The 27,000-nt window shown below is 64.8% G+C and carries 30 protein-coding genes; 9 read left to right on the forward strand and 21 right to left on the reverse strand.

The window, feature by feature from the left end:
* From FCT00_RS03260 to FCT00_RS03295, 8 genes are all read right to left on the reverse strand, one after another.
* The gene (locus FCT00_RS03260; RefSeq protein WP_138421823.1) at positions 1-657 is read right to left on the reverse strand and encodes a histidine phosphatase family protein; all 657 of its coding nucleotides are present in this window, start codon (positions 655-657) and stop codon (positions 1-3) included.
* Positions 658-1,893 carry an acyl-CoA dehydrogenase family protein gene (locus tag FCT00_RS03265; RefSeq protein WP_138421824.1) on the reverse strand — a complete coding sequence of 412 codons (1,236 nt, stop codon included), beginning with the start codon at positions 1,891-1,893 and terminating at the stop codon, positions 658-660.
* A gap of 81 nt (positions 1,894-1,974) precedes the next feature.
* Positions 1,975-3,177: an acetyl-CoA C-acyltransferase gene (locus FCT00_RS03270; protein WP_138421825.1), complete on the reverse strand. Its 1,203-nt coding sequence runs from the start codon at positions 3,175-3,177 to the stop codon at positions 1,975-1,977.
* Positions 3,178-3,191: 14 nt separating this feature from the next.
* Positions 3,192-4,121: an SDR family NAD(P)-dependent oxidoreductase gene (locus tag FCT00_RS03275; protein WP_138421826.1), complete on the reverse strand. Its 930-nt coding sequence runs from the start codon at positions 4,119-4,121 to the stop codon at positions 3,192-3,194.
* A complete protein-coding gene (locus FCT00_RS03280; RefSeq protein ID WP_138421827.1) occupies positions 4,118-4,576 on the reverse strand; it encodes a MaoC family dehydratase in 459 nt (152 codons plus the stop codon). The genes FCT00_RS03275 and FCT00_RS03280 overlap by 4 nt, the downstream gene beginning before the upstream one ends.
* A gap of 4 nt (positions 4,577-4,580) precedes the next feature.
* Positions 4,581-5,399: an SDR family NAD(P)-dependent oxidoreductase gene (locus tag FCT00_RS03285; protein WP_138421828.1), complete on the reverse strand. Its 819-nt coding sequence runs from the start codon at positions 5,397-5,399 to the stop codon at positions 4,581-4,583.
* Positions 5,396-6,502: an acyl-CoA dehydrogenase family protein gene (locus tag FCT00_RS03290; RefSeq protein WP_171042871.1), complete on the reverse strand. Its 1,107-nt coding sequence runs from the start codon at positions 6,500-6,502 to the stop codon at positions 5,396-5,398. The genes FCT00_RS03285 and FCT00_RS03290 overlap by 4 nt, the downstream gene beginning before the upstream one ends.
* Before the next feature lie 4 nt (positions 6,503-6,506).
* Entirely contained in the window at positions 6,507-7,694 is a 1,188-nt protein-coding gene (locus tag FCT00_RS03295) for an acyl-CoA dehydrogenase family protein (protein ID WP_138421829.1), read from the reverse strand.
* Between the two features lie 163 nt (positions 7,695-7,857).
* Here FCT00_RS03295 and FCT00_RS03300 point away from each other — a divergent pair, with 163 nt between their 5' ends.
* The 5 genes from FCT00_RS03300 (at position 7,858) to FCT00_RS03320 (ending at position 12,847) form a co-directional block, all read left to right on the forward strand.
* Positions 7,858-9,093: a branched-chain amino acid ABC transporter substrate-binding protein gene (locus FCT00_RS03300; RefSeq protein WP_008333980.1), complete on the forward strand. Its 1,236-nt coding sequence runs from the start codon at positions 7,858-7,860 to the stop codon at positions 9,091-9,093.
* 91 nt (positions 9,094-9,184) lie between these two features.
* Positions 9,185-10,117, forward strand: a complete 933-nt coding sequence (locus FCT00_RS03305; RefSeq protein ID WP_138421830.1) for a branched-chain amino acid ABC transporter permease — start codon at positions 9,185-9,187, stop codon at positions 10,115-10,117.
* On the forward strand, positions 10,114-11,376 hold the full coding sequence (locus FCT00_RS03310; protein ID WP_138421831.1) for a branched-chain amino acid ABC transporter permease: 1,263 nt from the start codon (positions 10,114-10,116) through the stop codon (positions 11,374-11,376). The genes FCT00_RS03305 and FCT00_RS03310 overlap by 4 nt, the downstream gene beginning before the upstream one ends.
* Entirely contained in the window at positions 11,373-12,143 is a 771-nt protein-coding gene (locus FCT00_RS03315) for an ABC transporter ATP-binding protein (protein ID WP_008333976.1), read from the forward strand. The genes FCT00_RS03310 and FCT00_RS03315 overlap by 4 nt, the downstream gene beginning before the upstream one ends.
* Positions 12,140-12,847 (forward strand): ABC transporter ATP-binding protein, encoded by a 708-nt coding sequence (locus FCT00_RS03320; RefSeq protein WP_235888929.1) that lies wholly within the window; start codon positions 12,140-12,142, stop codon positions 12,845-12,847. Before FCT00_RS03315 ends, FCT00_RS03320 begins: the two co-directional genes overlap by 4 nt.
* 15 nt (positions 12,848-12,862) lie before the next feature.
* Here FCT00_RS03320 and FCT00_RS03325 read toward each other — a convergent pair whose 3' ends face one another.
* The 12 genes from FCT00_RS03325 to FCT00_RS03380 all read right to left on the reverse strand — a co-directional run bounded on the left by FCT00_RS03325 (position 12,863) and on the right by FCT00_RS03380 (position 19,779).
* Positions 12,863-13,315 (reverse strand): DUF805 domain-containing protein, encoded by a 453-nt coding sequence (locus FCT00_RS03325; protein ID WP_138421832.1) that lies wholly within the window; start codon positions 13,313-13,315, stop codon positions 12,863-12,865.
* A complete protein-coding gene (locus FCT00_RS03330) occupies positions 13,312-13,701 on the reverse strand; it encodes a DUF805 domain-containing protein (protein ID WP_138421833.1) in 390 nt (129 codons plus the stop codon). The genes FCT00_RS03325 and FCT00_RS03330 overlap by 4 nt, the downstream gene beginning before the upstream one ends.
* A gap of 89 nt (positions 13,702-13,790) precedes the next feature.
* Positions 13,791-14,243, reverse strand: coding sequence for a DUF805 domain-containing protein (locus FCT00_RS03335; protein ID WP_008333971.1), 453 nt, complete (start codon positions 14,241-14,243; stop codon positions 13,791-13,793).
* A gap of 28 nt (positions 14,244-14,271) precedes the next feature.
* Positions 14,272-14,721, reverse strand: coding sequence for a DUF805 domain-containing protein (locus FCT00_RS03340; RefSeq protein ID WP_008333968.1), 450 nt, complete (start codon positions 14,719-14,721; stop codon positions 14,272-14,274).
* Between the two features lie 93 nt (positions 14,722-14,814).
* Positions 14,815-15,036 carry a toxin-antitoxin system YwqK family antitoxin gene (locus FCT00_RS03345; RefSeq protein ID WP_138421834.1) on the reverse strand — a complete coding sequence of 74 codons (222 nt, stop codon included), beginning with the start codon at positions 15,034-15,036 and terminating at the stop codon, positions 14,815-14,817.
* Positions 15,033-15,638 carry a glycerol-3-phosphate 1-O-acyltransferase PlsY gene (plsY, locus tag FCT00_RS03350; protein WP_008333965.1) on the reverse strand — a complete coding sequence of 202 codons (606 nt, stop codon included), beginning with the start codon at positions 15,636-15,638 and terminating at the stop codon, positions 15,033-15,035. Before plsY ends, FCT00_RS03345 begins: the two co-directional genes overlap by 4 nt.
* A 9-nt stretch (positions 15,639-15,647) precedes the next feature.
* The gene (locus tag FCT00_RS03355; RefSeq protein WP_008333963.1) at positions 15,648-16,088 is read right to left on the reverse strand and encodes a GNAT family N-acetyltransferase; all 441 of its coding nucleotides are present in this window, start codon (positions 16,086-16,088) and stop codon (positions 15,648-15,650) included.
* On the reverse strand, positions 16,085-17,347 hold the full coding sequence (gene pyrC, locus FCT00_RS03360; protein ID WP_138421835.1) for a dihydroorotase: 1,263 nt from the start codon (positions 17,345-17,347) through the stop codon (positions 16,085-16,087). Before pyrC ends, FCT00_RS03355 begins: the two co-directional genes overlap by 4 nt.
* A complete protein-coding gene (locus FCT00_RS03365; protein ID WP_138421836.1) occupies positions 17,344-17,892 on the reverse strand; it encodes an aspartate carbamoyltransferase catalytic subunit in 549 nt (182 codons plus the stop codon). The genes pyrC and FCT00_RS03365 overlap by 4 nt, the downstream gene beginning before the upstream one ends.
* The gene (locus tag FCT00_RS03370) at positions 17,889-18,281 is read right to left on the reverse strand and encodes a hypothetical protein (protein WP_138421837.1); all 393 of its coding nucleotides are present in this window, start codon (positions 18,279-18,281) and stop codon (positions 17,889-17,891) included. The genes FCT00_RS03365 and FCT00_RS03370 overlap by 4 nt, the downstream gene beginning before the upstream one ends.
* Entirely contained in the window at positions 18,278-18,826 is a 549-nt protein-coding gene (locus FCT00_RS03375; protein WP_138421838.1) for a hypothetical protein, read from the reverse strand. Before FCT00_RS03375 ends, FCT00_RS03370 begins: the two co-directional genes overlap by 4 nt.
* The gene (locus FCT00_RS03380) at positions 18,823-19,779 is read right to left on the reverse strand and encodes an aspartate carbamoyltransferase catalytic subunit (RefSeq protein WP_138421839.1); all 957 of its coding nucleotides are present in this window, start codon (positions 19,777-19,779) and stop codon (positions 18,823-18,825) included. Before FCT00_RS03380 ends, FCT00_RS03375 begins: the two co-directional genes overlap by 4 nt.
* 118 nt (positions 19,780-19,897) lie before the next feature.
* Here FCT00_RS03380 and FCT00_RS03385 point away from each other — a divergent pair, with 118 nt between their 5' ends.
* From FCT00_RS03385 to FCT00_RS03400, 4 genes are all read left to right on the forward strand, one after another.
* Positions 19,898-20,692 carry a uracil-DNA glycosylase gene (locus FCT00_RS03385; RefSeq protein ID WP_138421840.1) on the forward strand — a complete coding sequence of 265 codons (795 nt, stop codon included), beginning with the start codon at positions 19,898-19,900 and terminating at the stop codon, positions 20,690-20,692.
* The gene (moaB, locus tag FCT00_RS03390) at positions 20,689-21,231 is read left to right on the forward strand and encodes a molybdenum cofactor biosynthesis protein B (RefSeq protein ID WP_138421841.1); all 543 of its coding nucleotides are present in this window, start codon (positions 20,689-20,691) and stop codon (positions 21,229-21,231) included. The genes FCT00_RS03385 and moaB overlap by 4 nt, the downstream gene beginning before the upstream one ends.
* Positions 21,232-21,336: 105 nt before the next feature.
* Positions 21,337-22,809 (forward strand): efflux RND transporter periplasmic adaptor subunit, encoded by a 1,473-nt coding sequence (locus tag FCT00_RS03395; RefSeq protein WP_138421842.1) that lies wholly within the window; start codon positions 21,337-21,339, stop codon positions 22,807-22,809.
* Positions 22,810-22,812: 3 nt separating this feature from the next.
* A complete protein-coding gene (locus FCT00_RS03400) occupies positions 22,813-26,169 on the forward strand; it encodes an efflux RND transporter permease subunit (protein WP_138421843.1) in 3,357 nt (1,118 codons plus the stop codon).
* Here the strand turns inward: FCT00_RS03400 and FCT00_RS03405 are convergent.
* Positions 26,161-26,967, reverse strand: a complete 807-nt coding sequence (locus FCT00_RS03405) for a protein-disulfide reductase DsbD domain-containing protein (RefSeq protein ID WP_138421844.1) — start codon at positions 26,965-26,967, stop codon at positions 26,161-26,163. The two genes, FCT00_RS03400 and FCT00_RS03405, sit on opposite strands and share 9 nt — an antisense overlap.
* Between the last annotated feature and the right edge of the window lie 33 nt (positions 26,968-27,000).

Raw genomic sequence — 27,000 nt, forward strand, 5'->3', positions numbered from 1 at the left:
TCAGCTATAGGTCAGCATTTCGTCCGCGTTGGCGGCGTCGATATGCGGGGTTTCGTTGAAGCCGTGCAGATAGGTGCCGTTGCGGCCCTGCACGATCTTGTTCACGGCGCAGTTCTTCATCTGAAGCTGAAGCAGGATCTGCTGCTCGGCAGGGGCGTCCATAACCAGCCGCACCATCTGGCTAATCGCGCCACCGGACGAGACCATGAGCGTGTCGCCCTCGGCCGCCGCCATCGCATCCTGCACCCGGCCGACGAAGGCGCCGAAAGTCTCGGGCGGGTTTTCGATTTCATCCGCCTGCCACGCCAGAACGGTCGCCTTGAGCTGCCGGAAATGCGCGGCGCGGTCCCCTTTGGTGTGTTCGGGCAGCGCGTCGGTCTGCTTGTGCGCCGCCAGCAGCGCCGAGAAATCGAACTCGTTCAGGCCCGGATGCACGACCGGATGGGCCGCGACGCCAAAGCCTTTCGCGATCCCCTCCAGCGTCTCGCGGTGCCTGACTTGCGAGCCGACCATCACCTTGTCCGGCCACGCCCAGCCCTGCCGTTTGAGCGCCACGCCCAGCGCCTCGGACTGGCGATGACCAAGCTCGGAGAGCTTGTCGTAATTCGCCGCGCCGAACGACGCCTGAGCGTGACGTATGACGGTGAGAAGACCCATTCAGATCTTCTCGTTGGTATACTTGCGCAGCTCGGCGCGTGCGACCTGACGCCGGTGGACCGCATCGGGGCCGTCGGCGAAGCGCAGGGTGCGCAGGTTGGTGTACATCCGCGCCAGCGGCTGATCCTGACTGATGCCCTCGCCACCATGCATCTGCATGGCCTCGTCCACCACCTTGGTGGCCATGAGCGGTGCCACCACCTTGATCTGCGAAATCCACGGCTGCGCTTCCTTAACACCGACCGTATCCATCATGTAGGCGGCCTTGAGGCACAGAAGCCGGGCCATTTCGATCTCCATCCGCGCGTTCGCGATGATGTCGAAGTTGGCACCGAGCGAGACGATCTTCTTGCCGAACGCCTCGCGCGACAGGCCGCGTTTGCACATGAGTTCCAGCGCGCGTTCGGCCTGACCGATGGCACGCATGCAGTGGTGGATGCGACCCGGTCCAAGCCGCCCCTGTGCGACCTCGAACCCCCGGCCTTCGCCAAGGATCACGGCGTCGGCGGGCAGGCGCACGTCGGTGAACTTCATATGCATGTGGCCATGCGGCGCGTCGTCGTTGCCGAAGACCTGCATCGGGCGAAGGATCTCGACGCCGGGCGTGTCGGCGTCCATCACGAACATCGTGTGACGCGCGTGCTTGGCAGCCTCGGGGTCGGTCTGGGCGAGGACGATGTAGACCTGGCAGCGCGGATCGCCCGCGCCGGAGATCCACCATTTTTCACCGTTCAGCACCCATTCGTCCCCGTCCTTCTTCGCCTCGAAAGACAGTTGAACGGCATCGGAGGAGGCCACGCCCGGCTCGGTCATCACATAGGCCGAGCGAATTTCGCCATCGAGGAGCGGTTTCAGCCAGCGGTCCTTATGTGCCTGCGTGCCATAGCGTTCCAGCACTTCCATGTTGCCGGTGTCCGGGGCCGAGCAGTTGAAGGTTTCGGCCCCCAGCGGCGCCTTGCCCATCTCTTCGGCGAGGTAGGCGTATTCCACTGTGGTCAGGCCATAGCCCGCCTCGCTGTCGGTCAGCCAGAAGTTCCACAGGCCGCGTTTCTTCGCCTCGGACTTCAGCTCGTCGAGGATTTCCTTCTGACGGTCGTTCAGCACGAAACGGTCGTTCTGAGGGTTGTTCCCGATCTCGCCTTCGTATTCCTCGCTGAGATGCACGATCTTTTCCGCCATCAGCTTTCGCACGGCTTCGATCAATGGCTTGACCTTTTCGGTGACGCCCAGATCCATATTCTGTCCTCCTTGTCCGGCCGGATGCCGGCTCGCTTATTTGAACACTAGTGTTCAATTATTGGCAATAGTGTTTGGCGCTTAGAGCACCTCGAACAACCCTGCCGCGCCCATGCCGCCGCCGACGCACATGGTGCAGACCACGTATTTCGCGCCGCGGCGTTTTCCTTCGATCAACGCGTGCCCGACCATGCGCGCCCCGGACATGCCGTAGGGGTGGCCGATCGAGATTGCGCCGCCGTTCACGTTCAGAATTTCATTCGGAATGCCAAGGACGCGGGCGGAATGGAGCACCTGACAGGCGAAGGCCTCGTTCAGTTCCCACAGCCCGATGTCGTCCATCTTGAGCCCGTGCGCCTCGAGCAGTTTCGGCACCGCGTAGATCGGCCCGATCCCCATTTCGTCGGGGTCGAGACCGGCGGCCATCACGCCGACATAGCGGCCCAAAGGCTGAAGTCCGCGCTTCTCGGCCTCTTTCGCCTCCATGATGACGCTTGCGCTGGCCCCGTCGGACAGTTGCGAGGCATTGCCCGCCGTGATGAACTTGCCTTCCTGAACGACCTGCCCGTCGCGGAACACCGGCGACAGGCCCGAGAGGTTTTCGATGGTCGTCGAGGGCCGGTTGCCCTCGTCCTTCTCCAGCTTCACCTCGGCGAAGGACACTTCCTTGGTGTCCCGGTCGATGATCGCCTGCGTCGAGGTCAGCGGCACGATCTCGTCGTCGAACCTGCCCGCCGCCTGCGCCGCCGCCGTGCGCTGCTGGCTTTGCAGCGCGTATGCGTCCTGATCCTCGCGGCTGACGTTGTAGCGGTCCGCGACGATCTCGGCGGTTTCCAGCATCGACATGTAAAGCGACGGCACATGCTCCATCACCCAAGGGTCGCGCAGGTGATCGGTGCGCATGTCCTGGTTCTGGACGAGGCTGATCGACTCGACCCCGCCCCCGATGGCCACCTGCATCCCGTCATGCACGACCTGCTTGGCCGCCGTCGCAATCGCCATCATGCCCGACGCGCACTGCCGGTCCATCGACATGCCCGCCACGCTGGTCGGCAGCCCCGCGCGGATGACCGCCTGACGCCCGATGTTGCCACCCGTGGAGCCCTGTTGGATCGCCGTGCCGATCACGCAATCCTGCACCTCGCCACCCTCGAGCCCGGCGCGGTCGACGGCATGGCGAACGGCATGACCGATCAGTTCCTGCGCATGGGTGTTGTTGAAGGCACCGCGAAAGGCCTTGCCGATCGGGGTGCGGGCGGTCGAAACGATGACGGCATCGCGCATGGTTCTGTCCTTCCTTATTCGTTCCACGGGAGCGGGAGACCACGGGCCGCCGCGCCCATGCGGGCATATTTGCGAGTTTGCGAAAACGCGTTGTCCATCACGGCAGCGCCTTCGGGGTCACGAATGCGCCCCATCGCGGCGACCACGCCGTCGACGTTCAGATCGTCGCCGACGAGCGCGACACCTTGCGTTTCGGTGATGCGGATCTCTGCGAAACAGCCGCCGCCTGCGCCCAGCACCATCTTGGTCGGCGCATCCTCGGCCACGAGCGCCAGAAGGCCCGGCGTGATCGTCTCGGGCTGGAGCAATTCCAGCGTCTCGGGCGTGAGGAGCGCCTCGGTCATCCGCGTGGCCGCCGTGGGGGCCAGCGTGTTGACCTTGATGTTCTTCTTCGCGCCCTCGATGGCGAGCGTGTTCATCAGCCCCACGACCCCGGCCTTGGCGGCACCGTAGTTCGACTGTCCGAAATTCCCGTACATGCCCGAGCAGGAGGTCGTGACCACGATCCGCCCGTATTCGCGCGCGGCCATGTGGGTCCAGACCGCCTTGCAGCAATTCACGGTCCCCATGAGATGCACGTCGAGCACCTTGGCGAAGTCGGACAGGTCCATCTTGGCGAAACTCTTGTCGCGCAGGATGCCTGCGTTGTTGACGAGAATGTCGACATGGCCGAATTCGGCAATCGCCTCGTCCACCATCTTGCGGGTGTCGTCGGCGCTGGTCACATCGGCCCCGTTGGCGATGGCGTGACCGCCCGCCGCCCGGATCTCCTCGACCACCGCGCGCGCGGCGTCCGACCCCGATCCGCTGCCGTCGGTCGCGACGCCCAGATCGTTGACCACGACCTTGGCGCCGCGCTCGGCCAGACCCAAGGCGTGACACCGGCCCAGCCCGGCCCCGGCGCCCGTGACGATGGCCACGCGGCCCTCGAAAGAAACACTCATTCGTTCGTCTCCAGATATCTGCGACCGATCCACTCGGCGATGAGAGCCGGTTTCTCGGCCCCGTCGATTTCGACGGTCACTTTGGTCACGGTGGTGATTTCACCGGGCCGGGACGTGTCGCAGGATTTCAGTTCAAAGCGTGCGCGAATGCGGCTCCCCACCTTCACCGGCGACAGGAAGCGCAGCTTGTTGAAGCCGTAGTTGACGGACATCTTCGTGCCGTCGATCGCCGGAACGCCGTCGTATGTCATGGCCGACAAAAGCGACACGGTCAGAAACCCGTGGGCAATCGTCCCGCCGAAGGGCGAGCGTGCGGCGGCCACCGGGTCGGTATGGATATACTGGTGATCCTCGGTCACCTCGGCGAAGGCGTCGATCCGCTCCTGCGTGATGTCGAACCAGCGCGAAACGCCGAGTTCGTGACCCTGAAGCGAAAGGTATTCATCGAGCGTCATCGCGTCACTCCGCAAACAGCGAGCCGGGAGAGTGGACGTTGATACCACCGGACAAGGGCAGGATCGCCCCGGTGACATAGGCGCCACCCGGTCCGCACAGGTATTGCAGCGCCGCGGCGATGTCCGAGGGCTGCCCGAGACGCCCAAGCGGCACACGGTCGGCGGTGCGCCCGGCCTGATCCTGATCGGTCAGCGCGAAGGCGGTCATCTTCGACGGAAACGGGCCCGGCGCGATGGCGTTCACGGTGATGCCGCGCTCGGCCAGTTCGTTGGCGAGGATCGCGGTCATGTGGTGCACAGCCCCTTTGGACACGGCATAGGAATAGGCCCCGCCACCTTTGGGCACGGTGCCCATCACCGACCCGGTGTTGACCACACGGGCCGGATCGGCATCCCGCGCCCCTGCTTCGAGCAGGGGGAGAAGCGCCTGGGTGAGCTGGAACATACCCGTGACGTTAAGCGCGTTGATCTTGTCCCAGCCGTCCCAGGGAAACTCGCCCAGCGGCGCGCCCCAGGTTCGGCCTGCGTTGTTCATCAGGATGTTCAGATGATCGGTGCGGGTCTTGACCTCGGCGACGAGCGCATCGACGCCCTCTTGTGTCGAGACGTCGCCCGCGAACCCTTCGACGGTTCCCGGCAGGCCCAGCGCGTTCAGTTCCTCTGCGACCGCCACGCAGGCATCGCCCTTGCGGCTGGCGATCAGCACCTTGGCACCCGCGGCCATGAGCCCTTCGGTCGCCATACGCCCGATACCCGATGAACCGCCGGTGACGAGCGCCACCTTCCCGGTGAGGTCGAAAAGACGTGCAGGGGTCATGTTCATGCCGCCATCCCCCGCGCCCGTGCGACGACCGCCGCGTGATAGCCGTAGTCGCCCAGCCATTCGGCCGCGACCCGTGCGCGTTTCATGTAAAAGCCCATGTCGTATTCGTCGGTCATGCCGATCCCCCCATGCATCTGAACCCCCTCGCGCACGGCGAGGTTCGCGGTTTCCGTGGCCCGCGCCTTGGCGAGCGAGACCGCAAGGTCGGCCTCATCGGGGGTGGCGTCAAGCACACGACCCGCGTTCAGGATCGTCGAGGCGGTGACCTCGATTTCGCACCACAGATGCGCGGCCCGATGCTGGAGCGCCTGAAAGCTGCCGATGCGCCGCCCGAACTGCCTGCGCTCCTTGAGGTAGGCGGCGGTAATGCCGAAGGCACCCGCCGACAGGCCCGTCAACTCGGCGGCCAATGCAGCATGTCCGGCCCTCAGCGCCGGAGCCAGAGCGGCCAGACCCTGCCCGACTTCGCCCACGACATCCTCGCCCGTGGCCTGCACGTCGTCGAAGGTCAACGCGGCGTGGTCACGGCTGTCAACGAGATCGAACTTGTCACGGGTCAGGCCCGCGCGGTCGGCTTCGAGATCGAAGAGCGTGAGCCCGGCGTCGGCCTTGGCGAGCACGAGGACGCGGGTCGCGCTGGTGCCTTCGCCCACGAATGTCTTGGTGCCCGACAGCCTGAACCCGTTTCCATCGGCGCTGGCCTGCATCACAGTCGCGGCGGGCGCGAACTTCGGCCCCTCGTCCACCGCCAGCGCATAGGTCACGTCGCCCGACGCGATTGCACCGGCCGGCCGCCCTGCCGCGCGCAGCGCGCTGGCAGCGATCACGGCGGAGGACAGGAACGGCGACGCGACAAGCGTGCGCCCCATCTCTTCGGCCAGGATGTTCGCGGCGGCGAACCCCATGTCGGAACCGCCCTCGTCCTCGCCCACGAGCACACCGGCCCAGCCCATCTTGACCATCTCGGCCCAGAGGTCCGGGTCGAAGGCACGGCCCTGATCGCGGTTCGCCCGCAGGTTCGCGACCGGGGCCGCGTCGTCCAGAAAACCGCGCGCGGCATCGCGCAGCATGGTTTCATCTTCGGTCGGTATCAGCATCGCCATTCCGTCAGTCCCCCGGCAATTCGAGGACGCGCTTGGCGAGGATGTCGAGCATCACCTCGGACGTGCCGCCCTCGATCGAATTTGCTTTGGTGCGCAGCCATTCCGGCGCGAGCGTGCCGTAAGACCCCTCCCACGCCAGCGCATCGGACCCGCCAGCGGACATGAGCAGCTCGAACCGCGCCTTGTTCAACTCGGTCCCGTAGTATTTCAGCATGGCCGAGGCATTGCCGACGCCCCCCTGTTTCGCCATGTCCTTGTAGCGATCCAGCGTCAGGTTCATCGCAAGCTCATCGACGCCCAGTTTCATCGCGCGGCCCATGATGACGGGATCGTCCTGCCCCTCGTCCGCCAGCACGCTCGCCACGCTGCGCCCGCCGGTCAGACCCGAGCCACCGCCACCGATCATCTCGCGCTCATGGGTCAGCAGGTGCTTGGCCACGTCCCAGCCCCGGTTCTGTTCTCCGACGATCGCCGACAGCCCCTCGCCATAACTCTTGGGCACGCGCACATTGTCGAAGAACGTCTCGCAGAACGGCGACTTGCCCGAGATCAGCCGGATCGGCTTGGTCGTGACGCCCTCGCTTTCCATGTCGATCAGCATGAAGCTGATGCCGCGATGCTTGGGCGCGTCCCGGTCGGTGCGCACGAGCGCGAAAATCCAGTCGGCCTTGTCGGCGTAGGAGGTCCAGATTTTCGAGCCGTTCACGAGCCAATGGTCGCCCATGTCCTCGGCACGGGTCTGAACGCTGGCAAGATCCGACCCGGCGCCGGGTTCCGAATAGCCCTGACACCAACGCACCTCGCCGCGCGTGATCTGCGGCAGGAAATGGCGTTTCTGTTCTTCGGTGCCGAAAGCCAGCAGTGCCGGGCCGAGCATCCAGAGGCCGAAGCTGTCCAGCGGCTTCTTCACGCGAAGCCTATCCATCTCTTCCTTGAAGATCTTGTCCTGCGCCCGGCTGAACCCTGCGCCACCGTATGCTTCCGGCCATGTCGGGGCGGTCAACCCGCGCTCGGCGCAGGCCTCCAGCCACGCCTTCTGGTCGTCCGAGGCGAAAACCCAACGCTTGCCACCCCAGCAAATGTCGTCTTCACTGAAGGCGCGATCCCGCAGCGAGGCGGGCGCGGTGCGGTCGATCCAGTCAGCGATCTCTGCCCGAAAGTCGGCAAGACTTTCCTGACCCATATCCGGCATGGGTGATTCTCCTCCCGTTTTCTTCATATCGGCACAAAGCCTCGCAGTTCTGCAAGGCGAAAATGAGTTTCACAAATTTCTTGACTCGGATGAAACATCGTTTTTCACTGCGGAACATAGAAGGCACCCGCAGACGGGCGTTTTCGAAAAAAGGGAGGATTCAATGAACTTTCGCAAAACCGCCATTCTGGCGGCTGCAACATCCGTGATCGCGATCGGTGCGGCCAGCGCCGACACCATCAAGATGGCCTTCATCGACCCGCTTTCGGGTCCGTTCGGCCCGTCGGGCGAAGCGGCTTACACCAGCTTCCAGCTCGCCGCCGAGCACATCAACGCCAATGGCGGCGTGAACGGCGACATGATCGAGGTCACCGGCTACGACAACAAGGTGAACCCGAAAGAGTCGCTGGTTCAGCTTCAGAAAGCCATCGACGACGGCGCACGCTACATCCTTCAGGGCAACGGTTCCTCCGTCGCCGCCGCGCTGATCGAAGCGGTGAACAAGCACAATGCGCGCAACCCCGGCGAAGAGATCCTGTTCTTCAACTACGCCGCCGTGACGCCCGCCTTCACCAACGAGCTGTGCAGCTTCTGGCACTTCCGCTTCGATGCCCACGCCGACATGAAAATGGCCGGGATCACCGACTGGATCGCCGAGCGTGACGACATCAAGTCGGTCTATCTGATCGGTCAGGACTATGTCTTCGGTCAGGCCGTCGCGGCCGCCGCCGAAAGCCAGCTTGCCGAGAAGCGCCCGGACATCGAGATCGTCGGGAACGAGCTTCACCCGCTGGGCAAGGTCAAGGACTTCACCCCCTACATCCAGAAGATCATCTCGTCGGGTGCCGATGCGGTCATCACCGGCAACTGGGGCGCGGACATGCAGCTTCTGATGAAGGCTGCCGCCGAAAGCGGATCGGACGTGCCCTACCTGACCTTCTACGGCGGGTCCAAGGGTGCGGTGTCGTCGCTGGGCGAAGCAGGCATCGGCCTTCTGTATCAGGTGTCCGAAGTTACCACGAACCTCGAAGCCTCGGATGAGCAATACGCGCTGATCGAGGAATACAAGGAGCGTTTCCCGGACTACGACTACTACTACCACCGCGCCTGGAACGCGATGGACATGTTCGTGGCCGCCGCCGAAGCTGCCGGCTCGGCCGATCCGATCCCGGTCGCCAAGGCGCTGGAAGGTCTGACGATCGAGCACGCCTACGGTTCGGCCACGATGCGCGCCGAGGATCACCAGATCCAGCAGCCGCTTTACATCTCGGTGGTGTCGGACGACGTGAAATACGGCGTGGACAATATCGACCTCGGATGGAAGCTCGTGGATGCGGGCACGATTTCGATGGAAAGCGCAGAACAGCCGACCACCTGTGAAATGGAGCGCCCGGAGTAAGTCCGCGCGCCCGTATCCGGGCTTGTCACTGGCTTGATATGGGGCGCCGTGCGGCAGCGTACGGCGCCCTTCGTTCCCCCACGAGGTCCCAATGGAAACGATTGTCTTCGGGCTATTGAACGGTGTGAGCTATGGCCTGCTCCTGTTCATGCTGTCCTCCGGCCTGACGCTCATCTTCTCGATGATGGGCGTTCTGAACTTCGCACATGCGAGCTTTTACATGCTCGGCGCCTACTTCGCCTTCACCATCACCGGCAGCACGAGCTTCTGGATCGCGCTGTTCATCGCGCCGGTCCTCGTGGGCCTCGTCGGCGCGCTCGTCGAACGCTACGGGCTGCGCAAGGTCCATGCGAACGGCCATGTCGCGGAACTGCTGTTCACCTTCGGCCTCGCCTACCTGATCGAAGAGGTCGTCAAGATCGTCTATGGCAAGACCGCCGTGGACTACCGCGTGCCGGACCTTCTGAATTTCGCGGCGTTCGAGATCTACGGCGCCACCTTTCCGGCCTACCGGATTTTCGTGATCTTCATCGCCATCGCGATGCTCGTGGGCCTTTGGTTCCTGCTCAAACGCACCCGCGCGGGCCTTATCATTCAGGCCGCGCTGACGCATCCGCACATGGTCGGCCATCTGGGCCACAACGTGCCCTTCATCTTCATGACCGTCTTCGGGATCGGCTGCGCGCTCGCGGGTCTTGCGGGCCTCATGGCGGGCAACATCTTCGTCACCGATCCGGCCATGGCGGTCCAGATGGGCCCCATCGTCTTCGTGGTGGTCGTCGTGGGTGGCATCGGGTCGCTCGAGGGGGCGTTCCTCGCCTCGCTCCTCATTGGCCTCCTGCAAAACTTCGCCGTCGGCATCAACGCGAGCTTCGCTGACCTCTTCGGCTTCATCGGCCTGACCGAGATGTCGGAAGTCGGGTCGATCACCATTTCGTCGCTCGCGCCGGTCCTGCCCTTCCTGCTGCTGGTCCTCATGCTGATCTTCCGTCCGCAGGGCCTGATGGGGGAGCAGGAGCTATGAGCGACACGACACAAACCTTCCAGAACCTCGCGCCCAGCGCGGGGGCCAAGTTCCGGCAACGCACCCTGCCGATCCTGATCTTCGCCGCCTGTCTGGCCGCAATCCCGATGGTCGGACCAAGCCGGACGTTCTACACCATCGCGCACCAGATGGGCATCAACATCGTCTTCGCGCTGTCCTACAACATGATCCTCGGCAAGGGGGGCCTTCTGTCCTTCGGTCATGCCGTCTACTTCGGCTTCGGCGGGTACGTCGCCATGCACGCGATGAACTGGATCGAGGACGGGTCGGGACTGTGGGCCGGGTTCCCGGTGTTCTTCCTCCCCCTCGTCGGTTTCGCCGGAGGGGCGCTCGCCGGTGCGATCATCGGCTGGCCGTCCTGTCGCAAGGCGGGCACGACCTTCGCCATGATCTCGCTCGGCGTGGCGGAACTGGTCTTTGCCGCCGCCTTCATGTTCGACAGCTTCTTTGGCGGCGAACAGGGGATTTCGGGCGACCGGATGAACGGAGTCGAATTGTTCGGCCTGTCCATGGGTCCGATCAGCGAAGTCTACTGGTTCATCGCCTTCTGGACCGTCGTCGGCCTCGTCGGCATGTGGGCCTTCACCCGCACGCCGCTGGGCAAGCTGTCCGAGGCGACACGCGACAATGCCCAGCGGGTGCAGTTCATCGGCTACAACCCGCAGCGCGTGCGCTACCTCGTGTTCATCTTCGCGGGCGGCTTCGCGGGCCTTGCGGGCGGCATGGCGGCCGTGAACTACGAGATCTTCACGCCGGACGCGATGTCTCTGGTGCCCTCGGGCTTCGTGCTCATCATGGCCTACGTGGGTGGCATCACCTACTTCGTCGGGCCGATCTTCGGGGCGATCCTGCTGACCTACATGCAGTCGATGCTGTCGGACTTCACCGAGGCGTGGCTGCTGTATCTTGGCGTGCTGTTCATCGCCATCGTGATGTTCGCCCCGCGCGGCATCGCAGGCATCGTCTTCGGCATCTGGGACGGGCTGCGCGGCAGCAATCCGGGACAGTATATCGCGGGGCTCCTGATGAAGCTCGCGGGCATCCTGCTCATGCTCATCGGTCTGATCGTGCTGGTCGAGGTCTCGGTCCGCTGGTCCAACGGCTACGGCGAAGTCTATGAGCCGTTCGGAATGCACCTTGGCCACCAGAACGTCCTGAGCTGGCTGATCATCGTGGTCACCGCCGTCGCCGGGGTCGCCCTGACCCGCTACGCATCCAAAGACAAGGAGGCCGCATGACGACCCCTGCGCTTTCACTGGACAAGCTGAACAAAAGCTTCGGTCCGGCCAAGATCATCAACGACGTTTCGCTCGACATTGCGCCGGGCGAGCGTCACGCGATCATCGGGCCGAACGGGGCGGGCAAGTCGACGCTCTTCAACCTGATCTCGGGGCTTTACACGCCCACCTCCGGCACCGTCTCGCTCCATGGGCAGGACATTTCGGACATGCCGCCGCACGAGATCAACAAGCTCGGCCTCAGCCGGTCCTTTCAGGTCTCCAACATCTTCACCAACATGACCGTGCGCGAAAACGTGCGCTGCGGCGTGCTGCATTCGATGGGTCAGGGCTATGCCTGGTGGCGCAACATCGGCTCGAACAAGGCGGTGCAGCAAAAGACGTGGGAGGTGCTGGAACATTGTTCGCTGGCCGACAAGGCCAACGTTCCGGCGGCGCTTTTGCCCTATGCCGACCAACGCGCGCTGGAGATTGCGATCACCATCGCGGGCGGGGCCGACGTGATCCTGCTGGATGAGCCCACGGCGGGGATGAGCCATTCGGAAACCGCACGCGCCGTGGACCTGATCCGGCGGGCGAGCGAGGGCAAGACGCTGGTGATCGTCGAGCACGACATGGGCGTGATCTTCGACCTTGCCGACCGGATCAGCGTGCTCGTCTATGGCGAGATCATCGCGACCGACAAACCCGAGGGCATTCGCGGCAACGCCGCCGTGCGCGAGGCTTATCTGGGCGATGAAGCCCTTCCCGAAGAGGTGACGGCATGACCCAAGCGATGCTTCAGGTGAAAGACCTGCACGCCTATTACGGCAAGTCTCACGTTCTGCGCGGCGTGGATATGGAGATCATGCCGGGCGAGGTGATCGCGCTTCTGGGTCGCAACGGCGTGGGGCGGTCGACCACCGCCAAGGCGATCATGGGCGAGGTGACGCCGCGCGGCGAGGTTCTGTTCAAGGGCGAACCCATAGCGGGGCTGGAAAGCCACAAGATCGCGCGGATGGGGCTGGGCTACGTGCCCGAAAGCCGTGACATCTTCCCCTCGATGACCGTGCGCCAGAACCTCGTCCTCGGCGTCAAGGACATGCGCAATCCGGGCAAATACACCATCGACGAGATGCTGGACATGTTCCCGAACCTGCGGGCGCGGGCCGATAATCCGGCGGGCGTGCTGTCGGGCGGCGAGAAGCAGATGTTGACCATGTGCCGCACGCTCATGGGCGACCCGGAGCTTATCATCATTGATGAGCCGACCGAGGGGCTGGCCCCCAAGATCGTCCAGCAGATCGGTGACATGATCGCGGAGATCGCCAAGACGGGGGTCGCGATCCTGCTGGTCGAGCAAAAGCTCTCCATCGCCCTGCGCATCGCGCACCGGGTCTATGTGATGGGTCATGGCGAGATCGTCTATTCCGGCACCCCCGCCGAGTTCGCCGAGCGCGACGATGTGCGGGCGGAGTGGCTTGAGGTCTGATCAATCGCCGGGCGTTCAGGCGCCCGGCGGCGGCCCATAGGCGTTGATGCCCGGATCACCGGGCCGCGCGAGCCAGTAGAAGAACCACAGGAAAACCGGCGTCGCCACGATGAACACGGGGATCAGCGCCTCGTACCCCTGCGTGATGAGCCGCCGTTCATTCACGCTGACCAGCATGACGGCGGCGGTCGGCAGGATCGTCAGCGCGCCGGGTTTCCCGATATCCTGCAAGCGCCGCGCGGTGAGCGCGGACATGGGCAGGATCATCGACCAGAAAAAGAACCACGACACGAGCGAAGCCCACTTGGCCAGCCCGTAGACCTCGCCCAGCAGCGCGAACTTGGTCAGGTTCACCAGAAGAAAATTCCCGACGACGAAAAAGCCAAGAAACCACCACGCCGCGCGCCGCCCGGTGCGGCCCCGGAAGGTCGCGTAATTGCGGAGCGCCTGCGCGACAGCGCGGATCATGCGGCGGGGGCTGTGCTGCCCAGCGGGTCGCGGCCGTAGTCGTTCGGGCCCTCGGTGCCCTTCTGGACCGCCCAGAAAAGGATCACGAGGAAACCGATGACGGGAAGCAGGAACAGAAGCTGCCACCAGCCCGAGCGCCCGACATCATGCAGGCGTCGCGCGGTCACGGCGATGGCGGGGATCAGCGTGATGAGCGTGAAGATCGCCGAGAGCGGCCCGATGTCCCGCAACACGCCCTCGAACAGCGCCATGTCGATGAGTGACAGGATCGTGGAAACGACGAAAACGAACAGGATGAACCACCAGAACTCGGCGCGCCGCGCACGTCCGTTGAATTCCACGTACTTGTCGCGCAACACCGTCTCGACGGCGGTCTTCATGTCCATCTGCCTGTCTCCCTTCGGTTACCTGCCCCGGTCCCCGTGTAAAAAGGGGCGGCGCTATGGCCGCCCCGTTCGATGTTCTAACCCACGTCTCAGACCTTGGGAATGGAGGTCTCGCTATAGGAGGGCTCTGCCGGCCCCTCGCCTTCGCCGCTGATCGGATCGCCACCATACTGGTTCGGCCCCTTGTCCCCGGCTTTCGCCAGCCAGACGATCAGGATGATGATTCCGACGAGCGGGATGAGCGCGATCAGCAGCCACCAGCCGCGACGGTTGATGTCGTGCAGGCGCCGCACCCCGACCGCGAGGTTCGGGATGAGCGAACCGAGCGCGAAGATGCCCGACAGGATCGGCGTGTCGGTCGAGGCCGAGAAACTCCCATCACCGGTCGTCGTCGTGCCGAAGAGGAGCGAGTCCACCACGCCCAGCACCAGATAGACGATCAGGTAAAACAGGTAGAACCACCAGTATTCCGCCCGCCGGGCACGCCCGGAAAACTTCGCGTAGTTGGAATAGACGGATTTCACCGCCTCCATCATGTTCATGGTGCCATCTCCCCTTCAGATGCCAGTGTCACACACGCGGAACCGAGGTGTCCGAATACGTCTCGCCCCCGTCGCCGTCGCTGCCGTCGATCGGGTCGGGACCGAAACGGTTCGCCCCCTTGTCACCGCCGGTTGCGAACCAGACGATCAGCACGATGAAACCGACCAGCGGGATCAGACCGATGAACAGCCACCAGCCAACGCGGTTGATGTCATGCAGCCGCCGCACGCTGACGGCGAGGTAGGGGATGATCGTCGCAAGCCACCAGACCATCGACAGATACGGCGTGTCGGTCGAGGCCGAGAAGCCGTTCTCGGTCGTCGTCGTGGTGCCGAACAGGAACGAGTCCACGATACTCAGCACAAGGTTCACGATCATGTAGAACAGCACGAACCACCAGAATTCGGCCCTGCGCGCACGTCCCGAGAAGGTCGCGTATTTCGAAAAGACGGTCTGCACCGCCTGCATCATGTTCATTGTCCCAACTCCCTGATCTCGAAAATGTTATTGAGTTCAGTTTGCCTGAAAGCCGCCGAAAATCAACTTTTTGGACCGTGCGGCTTCACATATTCACGGTTTCGGTTTCATACGCGTGACCTTGTAGGGCGCGCCCTCCTTGTCATAGGTCGTCCATTCTCCGACCTGCACGCCGCGTTCGAAATGGCCCGAACGCAGGCGCGTGCCGTCCTTGCGGAAGAACTCCCAATACCCGTGTTGTTCGCCGTCGCGCAGCGTTCCCTTCGCCCAGAGCGACCCGTCCTTGTGAAAGTGCTCGAACGTCTCGTCCGTCATTTCTTGCCGATCCGGCTTTCGGTCCCGGCGAGGATGCGTGCGATGTTCTGGTGGTGGCGGATATAGATCAGAACCGCCAGCGCGACGAGCAGCGCGATGGTGGTCGGAAAGCCCAGCACCCAGGCCCAGAGCGGGGTGAGAGCCGCGGCCACGAGTGCGGCGAGCGACGAGATGCGGAAAAGCCCCGCCGTCGCCAGCCATGTGAGCGCGGCGGCGATCCCCACCGGCCAGGCCAGCGCGAACAGGGTGCCGAGCCATGTGGCCACGCCCTTGCCGCCCCGGAACCCAAGGTAGACGGGGAAACAATGGCCCAAGAAGGCGGCAAAGCCTGCGATCTGGCCCGCATCCTCGGCAAAGAACGCCCGCGCGATCAGCACCGCGAACCCGCCTTTCCCGGCATCGAGGATCAGGGTCAGGGCCGCCGCCAGCTTGTTGCCGGTGCGAAGGACATTCGTCGCACCGATGTTGCCGGACCCGATCTTGCGCAGATCGCCCAGCCCGAAAAGCCGCGCCATGACGATCCCGAACGGAATGGACCCGACGAGATAGGCGACCAGCGCCGTGACGATCAGGAGCGGTAGAAGTGTGACAGCTTCGGGCATTCTTGGCCTCTACAGTTGGTATTCCATGCGCGGCAGCATCCGGTCGGGCCACGTGGCCGAGGGCACTTCGCCGACCTGAACACAACCCATCTTCTCATAGAACGGCGTGGCATAGGGGTCCGCGTCAAGCCCCAGCCGTTCGGCCCCCTCTCCACGGGCATAGTCGCACGCCCAGCCGAAAAGGTCGCGCCCGATCCCCTGCCCCATCGCCTCGGGCGCGACGAACAAAAGGTAAAGCTCCGCCACGCCGCCCGCCATGACCACATGGGCCACCGCCCTTGGCGCCTCGTCCTCCCACGTCATAAGACCGGGGCCGAGGTCGGCGGCGGTGGGCGACAGTTCTTCGCGGCAGGCTTCGAGGAAATCGGCGTCATAGCCCCAATGCGCCTTGGACCGCATCGCGACATCCCCGAGCGTCGCAAGATCGTCTGGCCGCGCAGGCCGGATCACCCGAACACCCGCTGCCCGCCGACCCATGTGCCCAGAACCTTGCCCTGCATCCGCGCCTCGTCGAACGGCGTGTTCTTGGATTTGCTCTCCAGCGTGAAGCGGTTGAGCACGAAGGGCGCGTCGGGGTCGAACAGGACGAGGTCGGCGCGCCGCCCCTCGGCCAACGTGCCGCCAGGCAGGCCGAAACGCTTGGCCGGATTGGTGGACAGCGCGCGCCACAGGGTCGGCAGGTCCATCGACCCGTCGTGGATCAGGCGCATCGCGGCGGGCAGGATGGTTTGCAGACCCACCGCGCCGCTGGCGGCTTCCTCGAACGGCAGGCGTTTCGATTCCTCGTCCTGCGGCGTGTGCATCGAACAGACGATGTCGATCAGGCCCGAGGCCACGGCTTCCACCATCGCCTTGCGGTCATCCTCGGACCTCAGCGGTGGCTTCAGCTTGAAGAAGGTGCGGTAGTCGCCCACGTCCAACTCGTTCAGCGTCAGGTGGTGAATGTTCACCCCGGCGGTGACGTCCAGTCCCGCCGCCTTAGCCCGCTCCAGCGCAGGCAGCGCGGCGGCGGTCGACAGGTTGTCGGCGTGATAGCGCACCCCGGTCAGTTCGACGAGCGCCATGTCGCGCTCCAACCCCAGCCGCTCGGCCATCGGAGACACCGCCGGCAGGCCACGTAGCGACGCGAACTTGCCCGAGGTCACGGCGGACCCCGCCGTCAGCGACGGGTCCTGCGGATGCGCCATGATGAGCGCGCCGACCGAGCGGGCATAGGTCATGGCGCGGGAAAACACCTTGTTGTCCCCGATCACATGGTCGCAGTCGGTGAACGCCACCGCGCCCGCATCCATCAGGAACCCCATCTCGACCATCTCGCGCCCTTCACGCCCTTTGGTCAGTGCGGCCATCGGATGCACGCGCACCGGCGCCCGCTCCCGCGCCCGGCGTTTCACGAAATCCAGCGTCTCGGGGGTGTCGATGGCGGGCGTCGTGTCGGGCCGCGTGACCATCGTGGTCACCCCACCCGCCGCCGCTGCGCGCCCGGCGGTGCGGAACCCCTCCTTGTGCCGCTCCCCCGGTTCACCGATCTTCACGCCGATGTCGATGATCCCCGGCGCGAGGCACTTGCCGCCACAGTCGATCACCTCGCCCGCAGGACGCCCGTCACGCGCGATGATCGCGCCATCCTCGATGGTCAGCGACCCCATCGCATCGGTCCCGGCTTCGGGGTCGATCAGCCGGGCGTTGATGAAGGTGCGGATGGTCATGTGTGCTCCCGGATCATCGTCTCGTCCACTTCCTGTGCCTTACGGACCTGACGCATCACCTCGTCGCCGTTCTCGAGCCGCTCGAACCCGATCTTGACCTTGTAGCTGCCGCCCTTGCTGCCGCGCTTCCATTCCTCGGCGAAATGGATCGAGGCCGGGTCGCCCTGCTTATAGTCGATCACGGTGTTCGGCCCGATGGGATAGCTTTTCAGGGTGCGGCCCTTGAACGGCATGTCGGTGGCGATGAAGGCGCGGCGGTCGGTCAGGGTGTACCAGCTGTGCCGCCGTTTCCACGTCGGCCCGACGATGGAGCCGATGGAGAGGGCGAGGCCGACGCTGAAGTGGATCAGCCCGAACATCCAGAAATTCCCCGGCGCGTTCGACGCCATGACCATCCAGAACACCGCGAAACCCGCGAAGAACAGGCCGAAGATGCCGCCGAAAAAGCCGCCCGCGCCAACGTGAAACCCCTGTCCGGGGCGGCCCTGCCACAGGATTACCTCGCCCTCGTCGAGGATGCCTTCCCAGCCGGACGGTGTGCTCATGCCTGCGCCCCTTCGATGGTGGCAGCGGTCGCCGCCGGGTCGGACTGATACTTGATCATGTATTTGTCGCCGGAGCGGGTGATGACCTGCGCGGCGGAAAAGATCGTGCGCACCTTGGCGATCTCGGACCGTGGGATGCGAACCCCGGCGGGCGAGACGAGCGTCGTGGGCGTCAGCACCCAGTCCTGCCCGATCTGTTCCGAGGCGACATAGACGCCGCGCACCGCAATGGCCGCGACCGCACCGACCACGCCGGTCCAGGCATGTTCGTTGCCCATCGCCATCAGCACGCCGACCGCCGCGACCGAGCCGATGGCGGCGAGCATGACGTGCTCCTTGATGTAAGTCGTGCGGTTGCCGGTGAAGGTCGCGATGGTCTCTTCGGTCATGCCAGCCCCATGAGGATCGCGGCGATCAGGACAATCGCCGCAGCGGAAATCAGAAGGATGCCCCACGGCATCCGTCCCGGCGCCTTGCCCGGCGTCGATCCGCCCGACAGGGTGCCGCGCGTCGCCTCATAGCTCGTGGTCGGGGTCGAGACCGAAAGGCTCTGCGCCTCGGTGTAGCGCCCCACGAACTCCGCCTCGTTGCGCGGCTTGAATTCGCCCTCGCCCGAGACCGCCTTGTTGTGGACGAGCACGATGACACCGCGCAGGGCCGACAGTTTCTTGGCATCCGCCGCCACGCTTTCGACGCTCATGCCGCTGGCGTCGGTCAGATACCGTGTCAGCCCGAATTCCGTGATCTGGCTCACGGGAAAGACCTCGACATGCGCCGGGTCGAGCTTTTTCACACCCAGCGCATATTCCAGATGCATGTCCCCCGCCTCGTCCGGCTTCGACCACGCCTCGACCTCGTTCGGGTCGATGTCGAGCTTGAAGACGAAGATGGTGCGCGGCGCGTTCGGGCCGGGAAAACTCAGATCGGCGATCATACCATGACTCCCTCGTCTTCGGTCTCGGCCCGCAGGTTTCGGGCGAGAAGATCCATAGCCGCCATGCGCACGGCCACGCCCATTTCGACCTGTTCCTGAATGACCGAGCGATTGATGTCGTCGGCGATGGTTCCGTCGATCTCGACCCCCCGGTTCATCGGGCCGGGATGCATGACGATAGCGTCGTCCTTGGCCAGCCGAAGCTTGTCGGCGTCCAACCCGTACCGGTGGTAATACTCGCGTTCGGACGGGATGAAGCCGCCGTCCATCCGTTCGCGCTGAAGCCGGAGCATCATGACCACGTCGGCGTCTTCCAGCCCCGCCTTCATGTCGTCATAGACCTCGACCCCGAACTCTTCGATCTTGGACGGCATAAGGGTCGGCGGGCCGACAAGCCGCACCCGGTTCTCCATCTTGCCCAGAAGGATCAGGTTCGAACGTGCCACGCGGCTATGCGCGATGTCACCGCAGATCGCGATGGTCAGGCGGTGCAGCCGCCCCTTCGTCCGCCGGATCGTCAGCGCATCCAAAAGCGCCTGCGTCGGATGTTCGTGCTTGCCGTCGCCTGCGTTCAGGACCGCGCAGTTCACCTTTTCGGCCAGCAGGTTCACCGCCCCCGAATGCGGATGTCGCACGACCAGCAGATCCGGGTGCATCGCGTTCAGCGTCAGCGCCGTGTCGATCAGGGTCTCGCCCTTTTTGATCGAGGACGCCTGCATCGCCATGTTCATCACGTCCGCGCCCAGACGCTTGCCCGCAAGCTCGAAACTCGCCTGCGTGCGGGTCGAGTTCTCGAAGAACATGTTGATCTGGGTCAGGCCCGACAGAACCTCGCGCCGCTTGTGGGGCGATTTGTTCAGATCGACATAGGTATCGGCCAGATCGAGGAGCGTCGTGATTTCCGTGGGATGAAGCGGTTCGATCCCCAGAAGGTGACGGTGGCGGAATGTCATCGGCGGCCCCTTTCGCCCCTGCTTATAGGAAGCGGGCCGGAGACGGGCAATCCCCGGAGACGGGGGTGCGGCGCGAGCGCCATGGACGGCCCTCGCGCCGGGGCTTAGGTTCACCGGCATGGAATCGGCTCTGGACTGGCATCAGGCGAAAGCACTGCTCGAATGGTATGTCGAGCTTGGGGTGACCGATGCGGTCGCCGAGGCGCCGATCGACCGCTACGAGCTGAAGCCGGAGCCACCGAGAACACCCGCAGCGCCCGCCCCCGTGCCCGAAGGCCCGACCCCGCTGCGCGAGGTGCCCCGCACAGATTGGGTGGCAGTCGCCAAGGAACACGCCGCTGGCGCGGGCAGCCTCGAGGCGCTGGCCGAAGCGATGCAGGCTTACGATGGCTCGCCGCTCAAGAAAGGTGCGCGGTCCTTCGTGTTTTCCGACGGCAACCCGGCCGCCCGCGTGATGATCGTTGGCGAAGGGCCGGGGGCGGAAGAGGACCGTGAAGGTAAACCCTTTGTCGGCCCCGCAGGGCGGCTCCTCGATCAGATGTTCGCGGCCATCGGTCTGAACCGCGCGACGCCCGACGCGCAAAACGCGCTCTACATCACCAATGTCTTGCCCTACCGCCCGCCGGGCAACCGCAACCCGACGCCGGAAGAGATCGCGATGTTCACGCCGTTCCTGCTGCGTCACATCGAACTGGCCGACCCCGACATCATCATCCCGATGGGCAACATCGCCCTGACCGCGCTTCTGGACCGTCAGGGGATCACCAAGCTGCGCGGCACGTGGACCGAGGTGCTGGGCAAACCGGCGCTTCCGATGTTCCACCCGTCCTATTTGCTCAGAAACCCGATCTCCAAACGCGAGGCCTGGGCGGACCTTCTCGACATCCAAGCCAAGCTGAGGGCCAAGACATGAGCCGCATCGACACGTCGAAGGAGTTCATTCCGGTGCGTATCGCCGTCATGACCGTTTCCGACACCCGCACGGTCGAGGATGACCGCTCCGGCGACACCCTCGTCGGTCGGATCGAAGCGGCTGGCCATGTGCTTGCCGACCGCACCATCGTGAAGGACGAGCGCGAGGTGATCGCGGCCAAGCTACGTGACTGGTGCGCCAACCCCGAGATCGACGTGATCCTCTCGACCGGCGGCACGGGGCTTACGGGTCGCGACGTGACGGTCGAGGCGCATCGCGACGTCTACGAGAAAGAGATCGAAGCCTTCGCGACCGTGTTCACGATGGTCTCGATGCAGAAGATCGGCACATCTGCGGTGCAAAGCCGTGCCACGGGTGGCGTGGCGAACGGCACCTACCTATTCGCGCTGCCCGGCTCGACCGGGGCCTGCAAGGACGCTTGGGACGATATTCTGGCCTACCAACTCGACTATCGCCACGCGCCCTGCAACTTCGTCGAGATTTTTCCACGTCTCGACGAACACAAGCGACGGAAATGAAGCCGACGGCCGTTTGAAATCGTAACGGCCTTGTCAGCCGTGCCCGATTGCCAGCGGCATTGGGTGCGGGCAAGGTGAATTGTCTGATTTGAAACGGGACGCCACATGCGCTTTCTCCGCCGTTCCCTGACAGGGTTGTTCCTTGCCGCGCTGACCGTCGCCGGATTGGGGCTGGCCGCCTATATCGTGCGCGATGCCGTCGAAACGCGCATGGCGCGCACGTCCGGCTCGATGCCCGCGCGCGAGCGGGTCTATTCCGTGGCGCTCGTGCCGGTTCAAAGCCAGACCGTTTCACCCGTTCTCGAAGCCTTCGGTGAGGTCGTTTCGCGCCGCACGTTGGAAATCCGTGCGCGCACGGCAGGCACCGTTGTGGAACTGGGCGAGAATTTCGTCGAAGGCGGGCGGGTTCAGAGCGGACAGATGCTCGTGCGGATCGACCCGTCGGACCTTGAAGACGCCGTGGCGCTGGCCCGGGCCGACATGGCGGATGCCGAGGCGGAAGTGTCGGATGCCGAGGCCGCGCTGATCCTCGAACAGGACGACCTTGCCAGCGCCCAGCGCCAGTACGAACTGCGGCAGACCGCCGCCACCCGCCAGCAGGACCTGCTCGACCGTGGCGTGGGTCTCGCGGCCGATCTCGAAACCGCGCGACTGGCCGAAAGCTCGGCGGAACAGGCGGTGCTCTCGGCCCGCTCGAACATCAACGCGGCCCGCGCCCGCGTTTCGTCGGCCAAGATCGCGCTCGACCGATCCACCATCGCGTTGAACGAGGCCGAGCGGCGGCTGAACGAGGCGACCATCCGCGCCGACTTCTCGGGCGCATTGGCCGATGTGGCGGCGCTCGAAGGTCGGCTCGTCACCGCGAACGAACAGATCGCGACGCTGGTCGACCCGGACGCACTGGAGGTCAGTTTCCGCCTGTCGACCGCGCAATACACCCGCCTCATTGACAGCGAGGGCAACCTCGTCCCGGCGGAAGTCGTCGTCAGCCTCGACCTGAACGACCTCGACCTCGTCACCACCGGCACGATCGCCCGCGAAAGCGCGGCTGTCGGCGACGGCCAGACCGGCCGCCTGATCTTCGCGACGCTTGCCCGCGCGACGGGGTTCCGGCCCGGCGATTTCGTGACCGTCACCATTCGGGAGCCGGAACTTGAAGGGGTGGCCGAAATTCCCGCGACCGCTCTGTCATCGTCCGGCACGGTTTTGGTGCTGGGCGAAGAGGACAGGCTTCAGGAGGTGTCGGTCACCGTCGCCCGCCGTCAGGGCGACACCGTGCTGATCGAGATCGGCGATCTGGAAGGCCGGGAAGTGGTCGAGGAACGCACCCCGACCCTTGGCGCCGGTATCCGCGTGAACCCGCAACGGGTGGACGAAAACGCGGAAGGTGCCGAAGGGGTGCCGGCGGCACCGGCGATGGTCACGCTCGACGAAGAACGCCGGTCGCGTCTGATCTCGTTCGTCGAAGGCAACCAGATGATGCCGCCCGAGATCAAGGATCGCATCCTCGCCCAGCTGCGCCAGCCCGAGGTGCCCGCGAACATGATCGAGCGCATCGAAAGCCGGATGGGGGGCTGATCCATGGCGGGTCGCGTCAACGCCGGGGGCATCCTGTCCTACTTCACCCGCCACGCCACGGTGGCGAACCTGCTCTTCGTGCTGCTCATGGTGGCGGGCCTTGCCGCGATGCCCAACATGCGCGCGCAGTTCTTTCCCGACGTCGTCGTCGACGACATCCGCGTGACGGTAACGTGGAGCGGTGCCGGCGCCGAAGACGTGGACGCGGGCATCATTCAAGTGCTCGAACCCACGCTTCTGGCCATCGACGGCGTGGACGAAAGCTCGTCACGCGCCCGCGAAGGGTCCGCCTATATTCGGCTGGAGTTCGAACCCGGCTGGAACATGGCGCAGGCACTGGACGACGTTCAGGCCGCCGTCGACAGCGTCTCGAACCTGCCTGACGCCGCCGAAGACCCGAACGTCTCGGGCGGCGGCTGGCGCGACCGGGTGACGGATGTGGTCATCACCGGACCCGTGGGCATCGACCAGCTCGCCCGGTTCTCGGACGAAATGGTCGCACGGTTGTTCCAAGAGGGTGTGACGCGCACCACCATTCAGGGCGTCGTCGCCCCGCAGACGGTGGTCGAGGTCAAGACCGCCGATCTTGTTCGTTACGACGTGACAATGGCGCAGATCGCCCAGGCCATCGCGGGCGAGGCCGAGGCGAGCCCGGCGGGCAACGTGGCGTCGGGCGCGGCGCGCATCCGGGCAGGCGTCGAAAAGCGTTCGGCGGACGAGATCGAGGCCATCGTGCTGCGCTCGGAACTGGACGGCGCGACGCTGACCGTCGGCGACGTGGCCACGGTTCGGGTGGAGGGCGTGGACCGCGCCCGCACGTTTTTCGTGGGCGACAACCCCGCCGTGACCGTGCGGGTCGACCGCAACGCGGCGGGCGACGCCATCGGCATCCAGCGCACGGTCGAACAGGTCGCCGAACGGATGATGACCACGCTGCCGCAGGGCGTGTCCATCGACCTTGTGCGCACGCGGGCCGAGCTTATCACCGGACGCCTCAATATCCTGATGGAAAACGGGGCGATGGGCCTCGTCCTCGTTCTCATCACGCTGTTTCTGTTCCTGAACGCGCGCACGGCGCTTTGGGTCGCAGCGGGTATTCCGGTGTCCATGCTGGCTGCGGTCGCGATCATGTATATGTTCGGGCTGACCATCAACATGATCTCGCTCTTCGCGCTCATCATCACGCTGGGGATCGTCGTGGACGACGCCATCGTCGTGGGCGAGCACGCCGATTTCCGGGCGCGACGGCGCGGCGAGGCCCCGGTCGAAGCCGCCGAGAACGCGGCGCGGCGCATGTTCTCGCCCGTGTTTTCCTCGACCCTGACGACGATCATCGCCTTTTTCGGGCTGACCATGATCGAGGGCCGGTTCGGCGAGTTCATCGCGGACGTGCCCTTCACCGTGATCGCGGTCCTCACCGCCTCGCTCGTCGAATGCTTCCTGATCCTGCCCAACCATATGTCGCACGCACTCGCCCATGCGGCGAAGGAACACTGGTACGACTGGCCGTCGCGGCAGGTGAACAAGGGGTTCCGCTGGTTCCGCGAGACGCTGTTCCGTCCGCTCATGACCTGGGTCGTCACCGCACGATACGCGGTCTTCGCGGGGGGCGTTCTGCTGCTTGCCACGCAGGCGGGGCTGTTCATCCGGGGCGACGTGCCTTTCCGCTTTTTCAACGCGCCTGAGCAGGGCACCGTGACCGGCAGCTTCGCGATGGTGAACGGCGCATCGCGCGAGGATACGCTCAGGTTCCTGCGCCAGCTTCAGGCCTCGGTGGACGCGACCGGAAAACGGCTTGAAGAGGAACACGGGCGCAATCCGATCACCTATGTCCTTGCCGAAATCGGCGGCTCGTCGGGCCGTGGCCTTGCCAGCGCCGAGGACAAAGACGAAGACCTGCTGGGCGCGATCACCATCGAACTGATCGACGCCGATCTTCGCCCCTATTCCTCGTTCGAATTCGTCTCGATCGTGCAGGACGCGGTGCCGCAGCACCCGCTGCTCGAAGAATTCTCGTTCCGCGGCGGCCGGTTCGGGCCGGGCGGGGATGCCATCGATATTCAGCTTATGGGGGCCGACAACGAGCTTCTGAAAGCCGCCGCCGAAGCACTCAAGACCGCGCTTAGCGATTTCCCGGAGATATCGGCACTGGAAGACAGCCTCGCCTACGACAAGGAAGAACTGGTTCTGGAACTTACCCCGCAGGGGCAGGCGCTGGGCTTCGCCATCGACGATGTCGGGCAAGTGCTGCGCAATCGCTTGTCTGGGATCGAGGCCGCGACCTATCCCGACGGAATGCGCTCCGCCGCGATCCGGGTCGAACTGCCGGACGAGGAGCTTTCCCTCGCCTTCCTCGAAAAGTCGCAGCTTCGCACCGATGCCGGGAACTACGTGAACCTCTCGGACATCGTGCGCGTCACCTCCCGCACCGGGTTCGCCAGCGTCAACCGCGAGAACGGCCTGCGCGTGGTCGAGGTGACGGGGGACATGGACGAAGGCGACGCCGACCGGGCCGCCGAGATCCAGCTTGCGATGGAGCAGACCATCCTGCCCACCATCGCCGAGGACTACGGCGTCGAATACCGCCTGTCGGGCCTGAGCGAGCAAGAGGATCAGTTCCTGTCCGACGCCATGGTCGGCCTCGTCCTGTGCCTTGTCGGCATCTACATCGTGCTGGCGTGGATCTTTTCAAGCTGGACCCGTCCGCTCGTCGTCATGGCGATCATCCCCTTCGGCCTGATCGGCGCGATCTATGGCCACCATGCCTGGAACATTCCGCTGTCGATGTTCTCGGTCGTGGGTCTGATCGGCATGGTCGGGATCATCATCAACGATTCCATCGTGCTGGTGTCGACCGTGGATGAATACGCCGCCGAACGCGGCATTCGCCCGGCTATCGTCGATGCGGTGGCGGACCGTCTGCGCCCGGTGTTCCTGACGACCGCGACCACGGTGCTGGGCCTGCTTCCGCTCTTGTTCGAAAGCTCGCAACAGGCGCAGTTCCTGAAACCCACGGTCGTCACGCTCGTCTATGGGCTTGGCTTCGGCTTCTTCCTCGTCCTGCTCGTCGTGCCCGCGATCCTCGCCATGCAAGAAGACGTCCGGCGGCAGATGAACGCGCTGCGCCACGGTCTTGCCATCGGGCACCGTGCACCTTGGGTCATGCGGATCATGGCGGTGTCGGCCAGTCTCATCGCTGCGCTGTTCGTGGCGACGATGGGATGGGTGCTGGTCACCGGAACGATGCCCGGCGGGACCGGGACGATCGGCGCGGCGACGGGTCTGTTCGTACTGGGGGCCGCGCTGGTCGCGGTGGGGGCCTATGTGACGGCCCTGATCGTCAGGCCAAAGTCACTCTGACAGGTCGCAGCCGGGAATATCCACGGCGCGGCCCGCACCGATGACCGTCAGACGCACCTCGTCGCCCTCGATGTCGAAGGGTCGCGCGTTCGGCGGCACGAAATCCGCATGCGCCATGAGTGCCCCTTCGGCCCCGCGCGTTGCCACGGCTTCGGATACCCAGATCGCCGGGTTCGCGGCCTCCATGACCACCAGTTCGTCGCCACCCAGCGACGGCATGTCGATCTGAGCGGTCAGGCGCACACCGTCGGAAAGCTCCTCGCGCTTGCAGCTGGCGGCGGACACCCCCGCTTCGGCGGCCGTGTCCGGCCGGGCCGCCAACGCGCGTTCGATCACGGGATCGGGCGCGGTCAGGTCGGCTGGCAGGACCGAATCGAAGCCGGTCTCGAGCGGCACGCAGATTTCCTCGCAGATACCGACCAGCACGTCGGCGTCGATATGAATGGCTTCGCCGCCGCGCGCGGGGACCAGTTCGACGGGCAGCACGAGTTCGTCCTCGTATCCGATCGTCGTCACCCCGTCGCGCCGGATAACTTCCGGCACCGGCCAGTGAAACGTGACCCCGGCCACGTTCGACGATTGCGACCAGTCGATTTCGGGCGGGATCCCGCCCTCGCCCGGTGCGCGCCAGTAGGTCTTCCACCCATCCGACAGATCGACGCGGATCGCAGCCATGTGATGACCATTCTCCATACGCCAGCCGGGCAGGAGCGTGACATTCGCAGGCGCAGGCTCGGCCGACACAGGTGTGGCCAGCATCGCCAAAGCGAGGAAAAGGGGGGCAGTTCGCAACTTCATGCATCCGATATAGCCAGCATCGCGTGAAGCAAA

The organism is Maritimibacter alexandrii (genome assembly GCF_005871115.1).
Lineage (GTDB): Bacteria > Pseudomonadota > Alphaproteobacteria > Rhodobacterales > Rhodobacteraceae > Maritimibacter > Maritimibacter alkaliphilus.

Coding starts and splice junctions, on each gene's coding strand:
- FCT00_RS03335 (WP_008333971.1), bottom strand. CDS start 14,243: ATGAACATGATGGAGGCGGTGAAATCCGTCTATTCCAACTACGCGAAG.
- FCT00_RS03320 (WP_235888929.1), top strand. CDS start 12,140: ATGACCCAAGCGATGCTTCAGGTGAAAGACCTGCACGCCTATTACGGC.
- FCT00_RS03275 (WP_138421826.1), bottom strand. CDS start 4,121: ATGAGTGTTTCTTTCGAGGGCCGCGTGGCCATCGTCACGGGCGCCGGG.
- FCT00_RS03370 (WP_138421837.1), bottom strand. CDS start 18,281: ATGACCGAAGAGACCATCGCGACCTTCACCGGCAACCGCACGACTTAC.
- FCT00_RS03305 (WP_138421830.1), top strand. CDS start 9,185: ATGGAAACGATTGTCTTCGGGCTATTGAACGGTGTGAGCTATGGCCTG.
- FCT00_RS03385 (WP_138421840.1), top strand. CDS start 19,898: ATGGAATCGGCTCTGGACTGGCATCAGGCGAAAGCACTGCTCGAATGG.
- FCT00_RS03285 (WP_138421828.1), bottom strand. CDS start 5,399: ATGAACATGACCCCTGCACGTCTTTTCGACCTCACCGGGAAGGTGGCG.
- FCT00_RS03300 (WP_008333980.1), top strand. CDS start 7,858: ATGAACTTTCGCAAAACCGCCATTCTGGCGGCTGCAACATCCGTGATC.
- FCT00_RS03310 (WP_138421831.1), top strand. CDS start 10,114: ATGAGCGACACGACACAAACCTTCCAGAACCTCGCGCCCAGCGCGGGG.
- FCT00_RS03375 (WP_138421838.1), bottom strand. CDS start 18,826: ATGATCGCCGATCTGAGTTTTCCCGGCCCGAACGCGCCGCGCACCATC.
- pyrC (WP_138421835.1), bottom strand. CDS start 17,347: ATGACCATCCGCACCTTCATCAACGCCCGGCTGATCGACCCCGAAGCC.
- FCT00_RS03260 (WP_138421823.1), bottom strand. CDS start 657: ATGGGTCTTCTCACCGTCATACGTCACGCTCAGGCGTCGTTCGGCGCG.
- FCT00_RS03405 (WP_138421844.1), bottom strand. CDS start 26,967: ATGAAGTTGCGAACTGCCCCCCTTTTCCTCGCTTTGGCGATGCTGGCC.
- FCT00_RS03265 (WP_138421824.1), bottom strand. CDS start 1,893: ATGGATCTGGGCGTCACCGAAAAGGTCAAGCCATTGATCGAAGCCGTG.
- FCT00_RS03325 (WP_138421832.1), bottom strand. CDS start 13,315: ATGATCCGCGCTGTCGCGCAGGCGCTCCGCAATTACGCGACCTTCCGG.
- FCT00_RS03395 (WP_138421842.1), top strand. CDS start 21,337: ATGCGCTTTCTCCGCCGTTCCCTGACAGGGTTGTTCCTTGCCGCGCTG.
- FCT00_RS03295 (WP_138421829.1), bottom strand. CDS start 7,694: ATGCCGGATATGGGTCAGGAAAGTCTTGCCGACTTTCGGGCAGAGATC.
- FCT00_RS03315 (WP_008333976.1), top strand. CDS start 11,373: ATGACGACCCCTGCGCTTTCACTGGACAAGCTGAACAAAAGCTTCGGT.
- plsY (WP_008333965.1), bottom strand. CDS start 15,638: ATGCCCGAAGCTGTCACACTTCTACCGCTCCTGATCGTCACGGCGCTG.
- FCT00_RS03365 (WP_138421836.1), bottom strand. CDS start 17,892: ATGAGCACACCGTCCGGCTGGGAAGGCATCCTCGACGAGGGCGAGGTA.
- FCT00_RS03340 (WP_008333968.1), bottom strand. CDS start 14,721: ATGAACATGATGCAGGCGGTGCAGACCGTCTTTTCGAAATACGCGACC.
- FCT00_RS03290 (WP_171042871.1), bottom strand. CDS start 6,502: ATGGCGATGCTGATACCGACCGAAGATGAAACCATGCTGCGCGATGCC.
- FCT00_RS03400 (WP_138421843.1), top strand. CDS start 22,813: ATGGCGGGTCGCGTCAACGCCGGGGGCATCCTGTCCTACTTCACCCGC.
- FCT00_RS03345 (WP_138421834.1), bottom strand. CDS start 15,036: ATGACGGACGAGACGTTCGAGCACTTTCACAAGGACGGGTCGCTCTGG.
- FCT00_RS03280 (WP_138421827.1), bottom strand. CDS start 4,576: ATGACGCTCGATGAATACCTTTCGCTTCAGGGTCACGAACTCGGCGTT.
- FCT00_RS03270 (WP_138421825.1), bottom strand. CDS start 3,177: ATGCGCGATGCCGTCATCGTTTCGACCGCCCGCACCCCGATCGGCAAG.
- FCT00_RS03380 (WP_138421839.1), bottom strand. CDS start 19,779: ATGACATTCCGCCACCGTCACCTTCTGGGGATCGAACCGCTTCATCCC.
- moaB (WP_138421841.1), top strand. CDS start 20,689: ATGAGCCGCATCGACACGTCGAAGGAGTTCATTCCGGTGCGTATCGCC.
- FCT00_RS03330 (WP_138421833.1), bottom strand. CDS start 13,701: ATGGACATGAAGACCGCCGTCGAGACGGTGTTGCGCGACAAGTACGTG.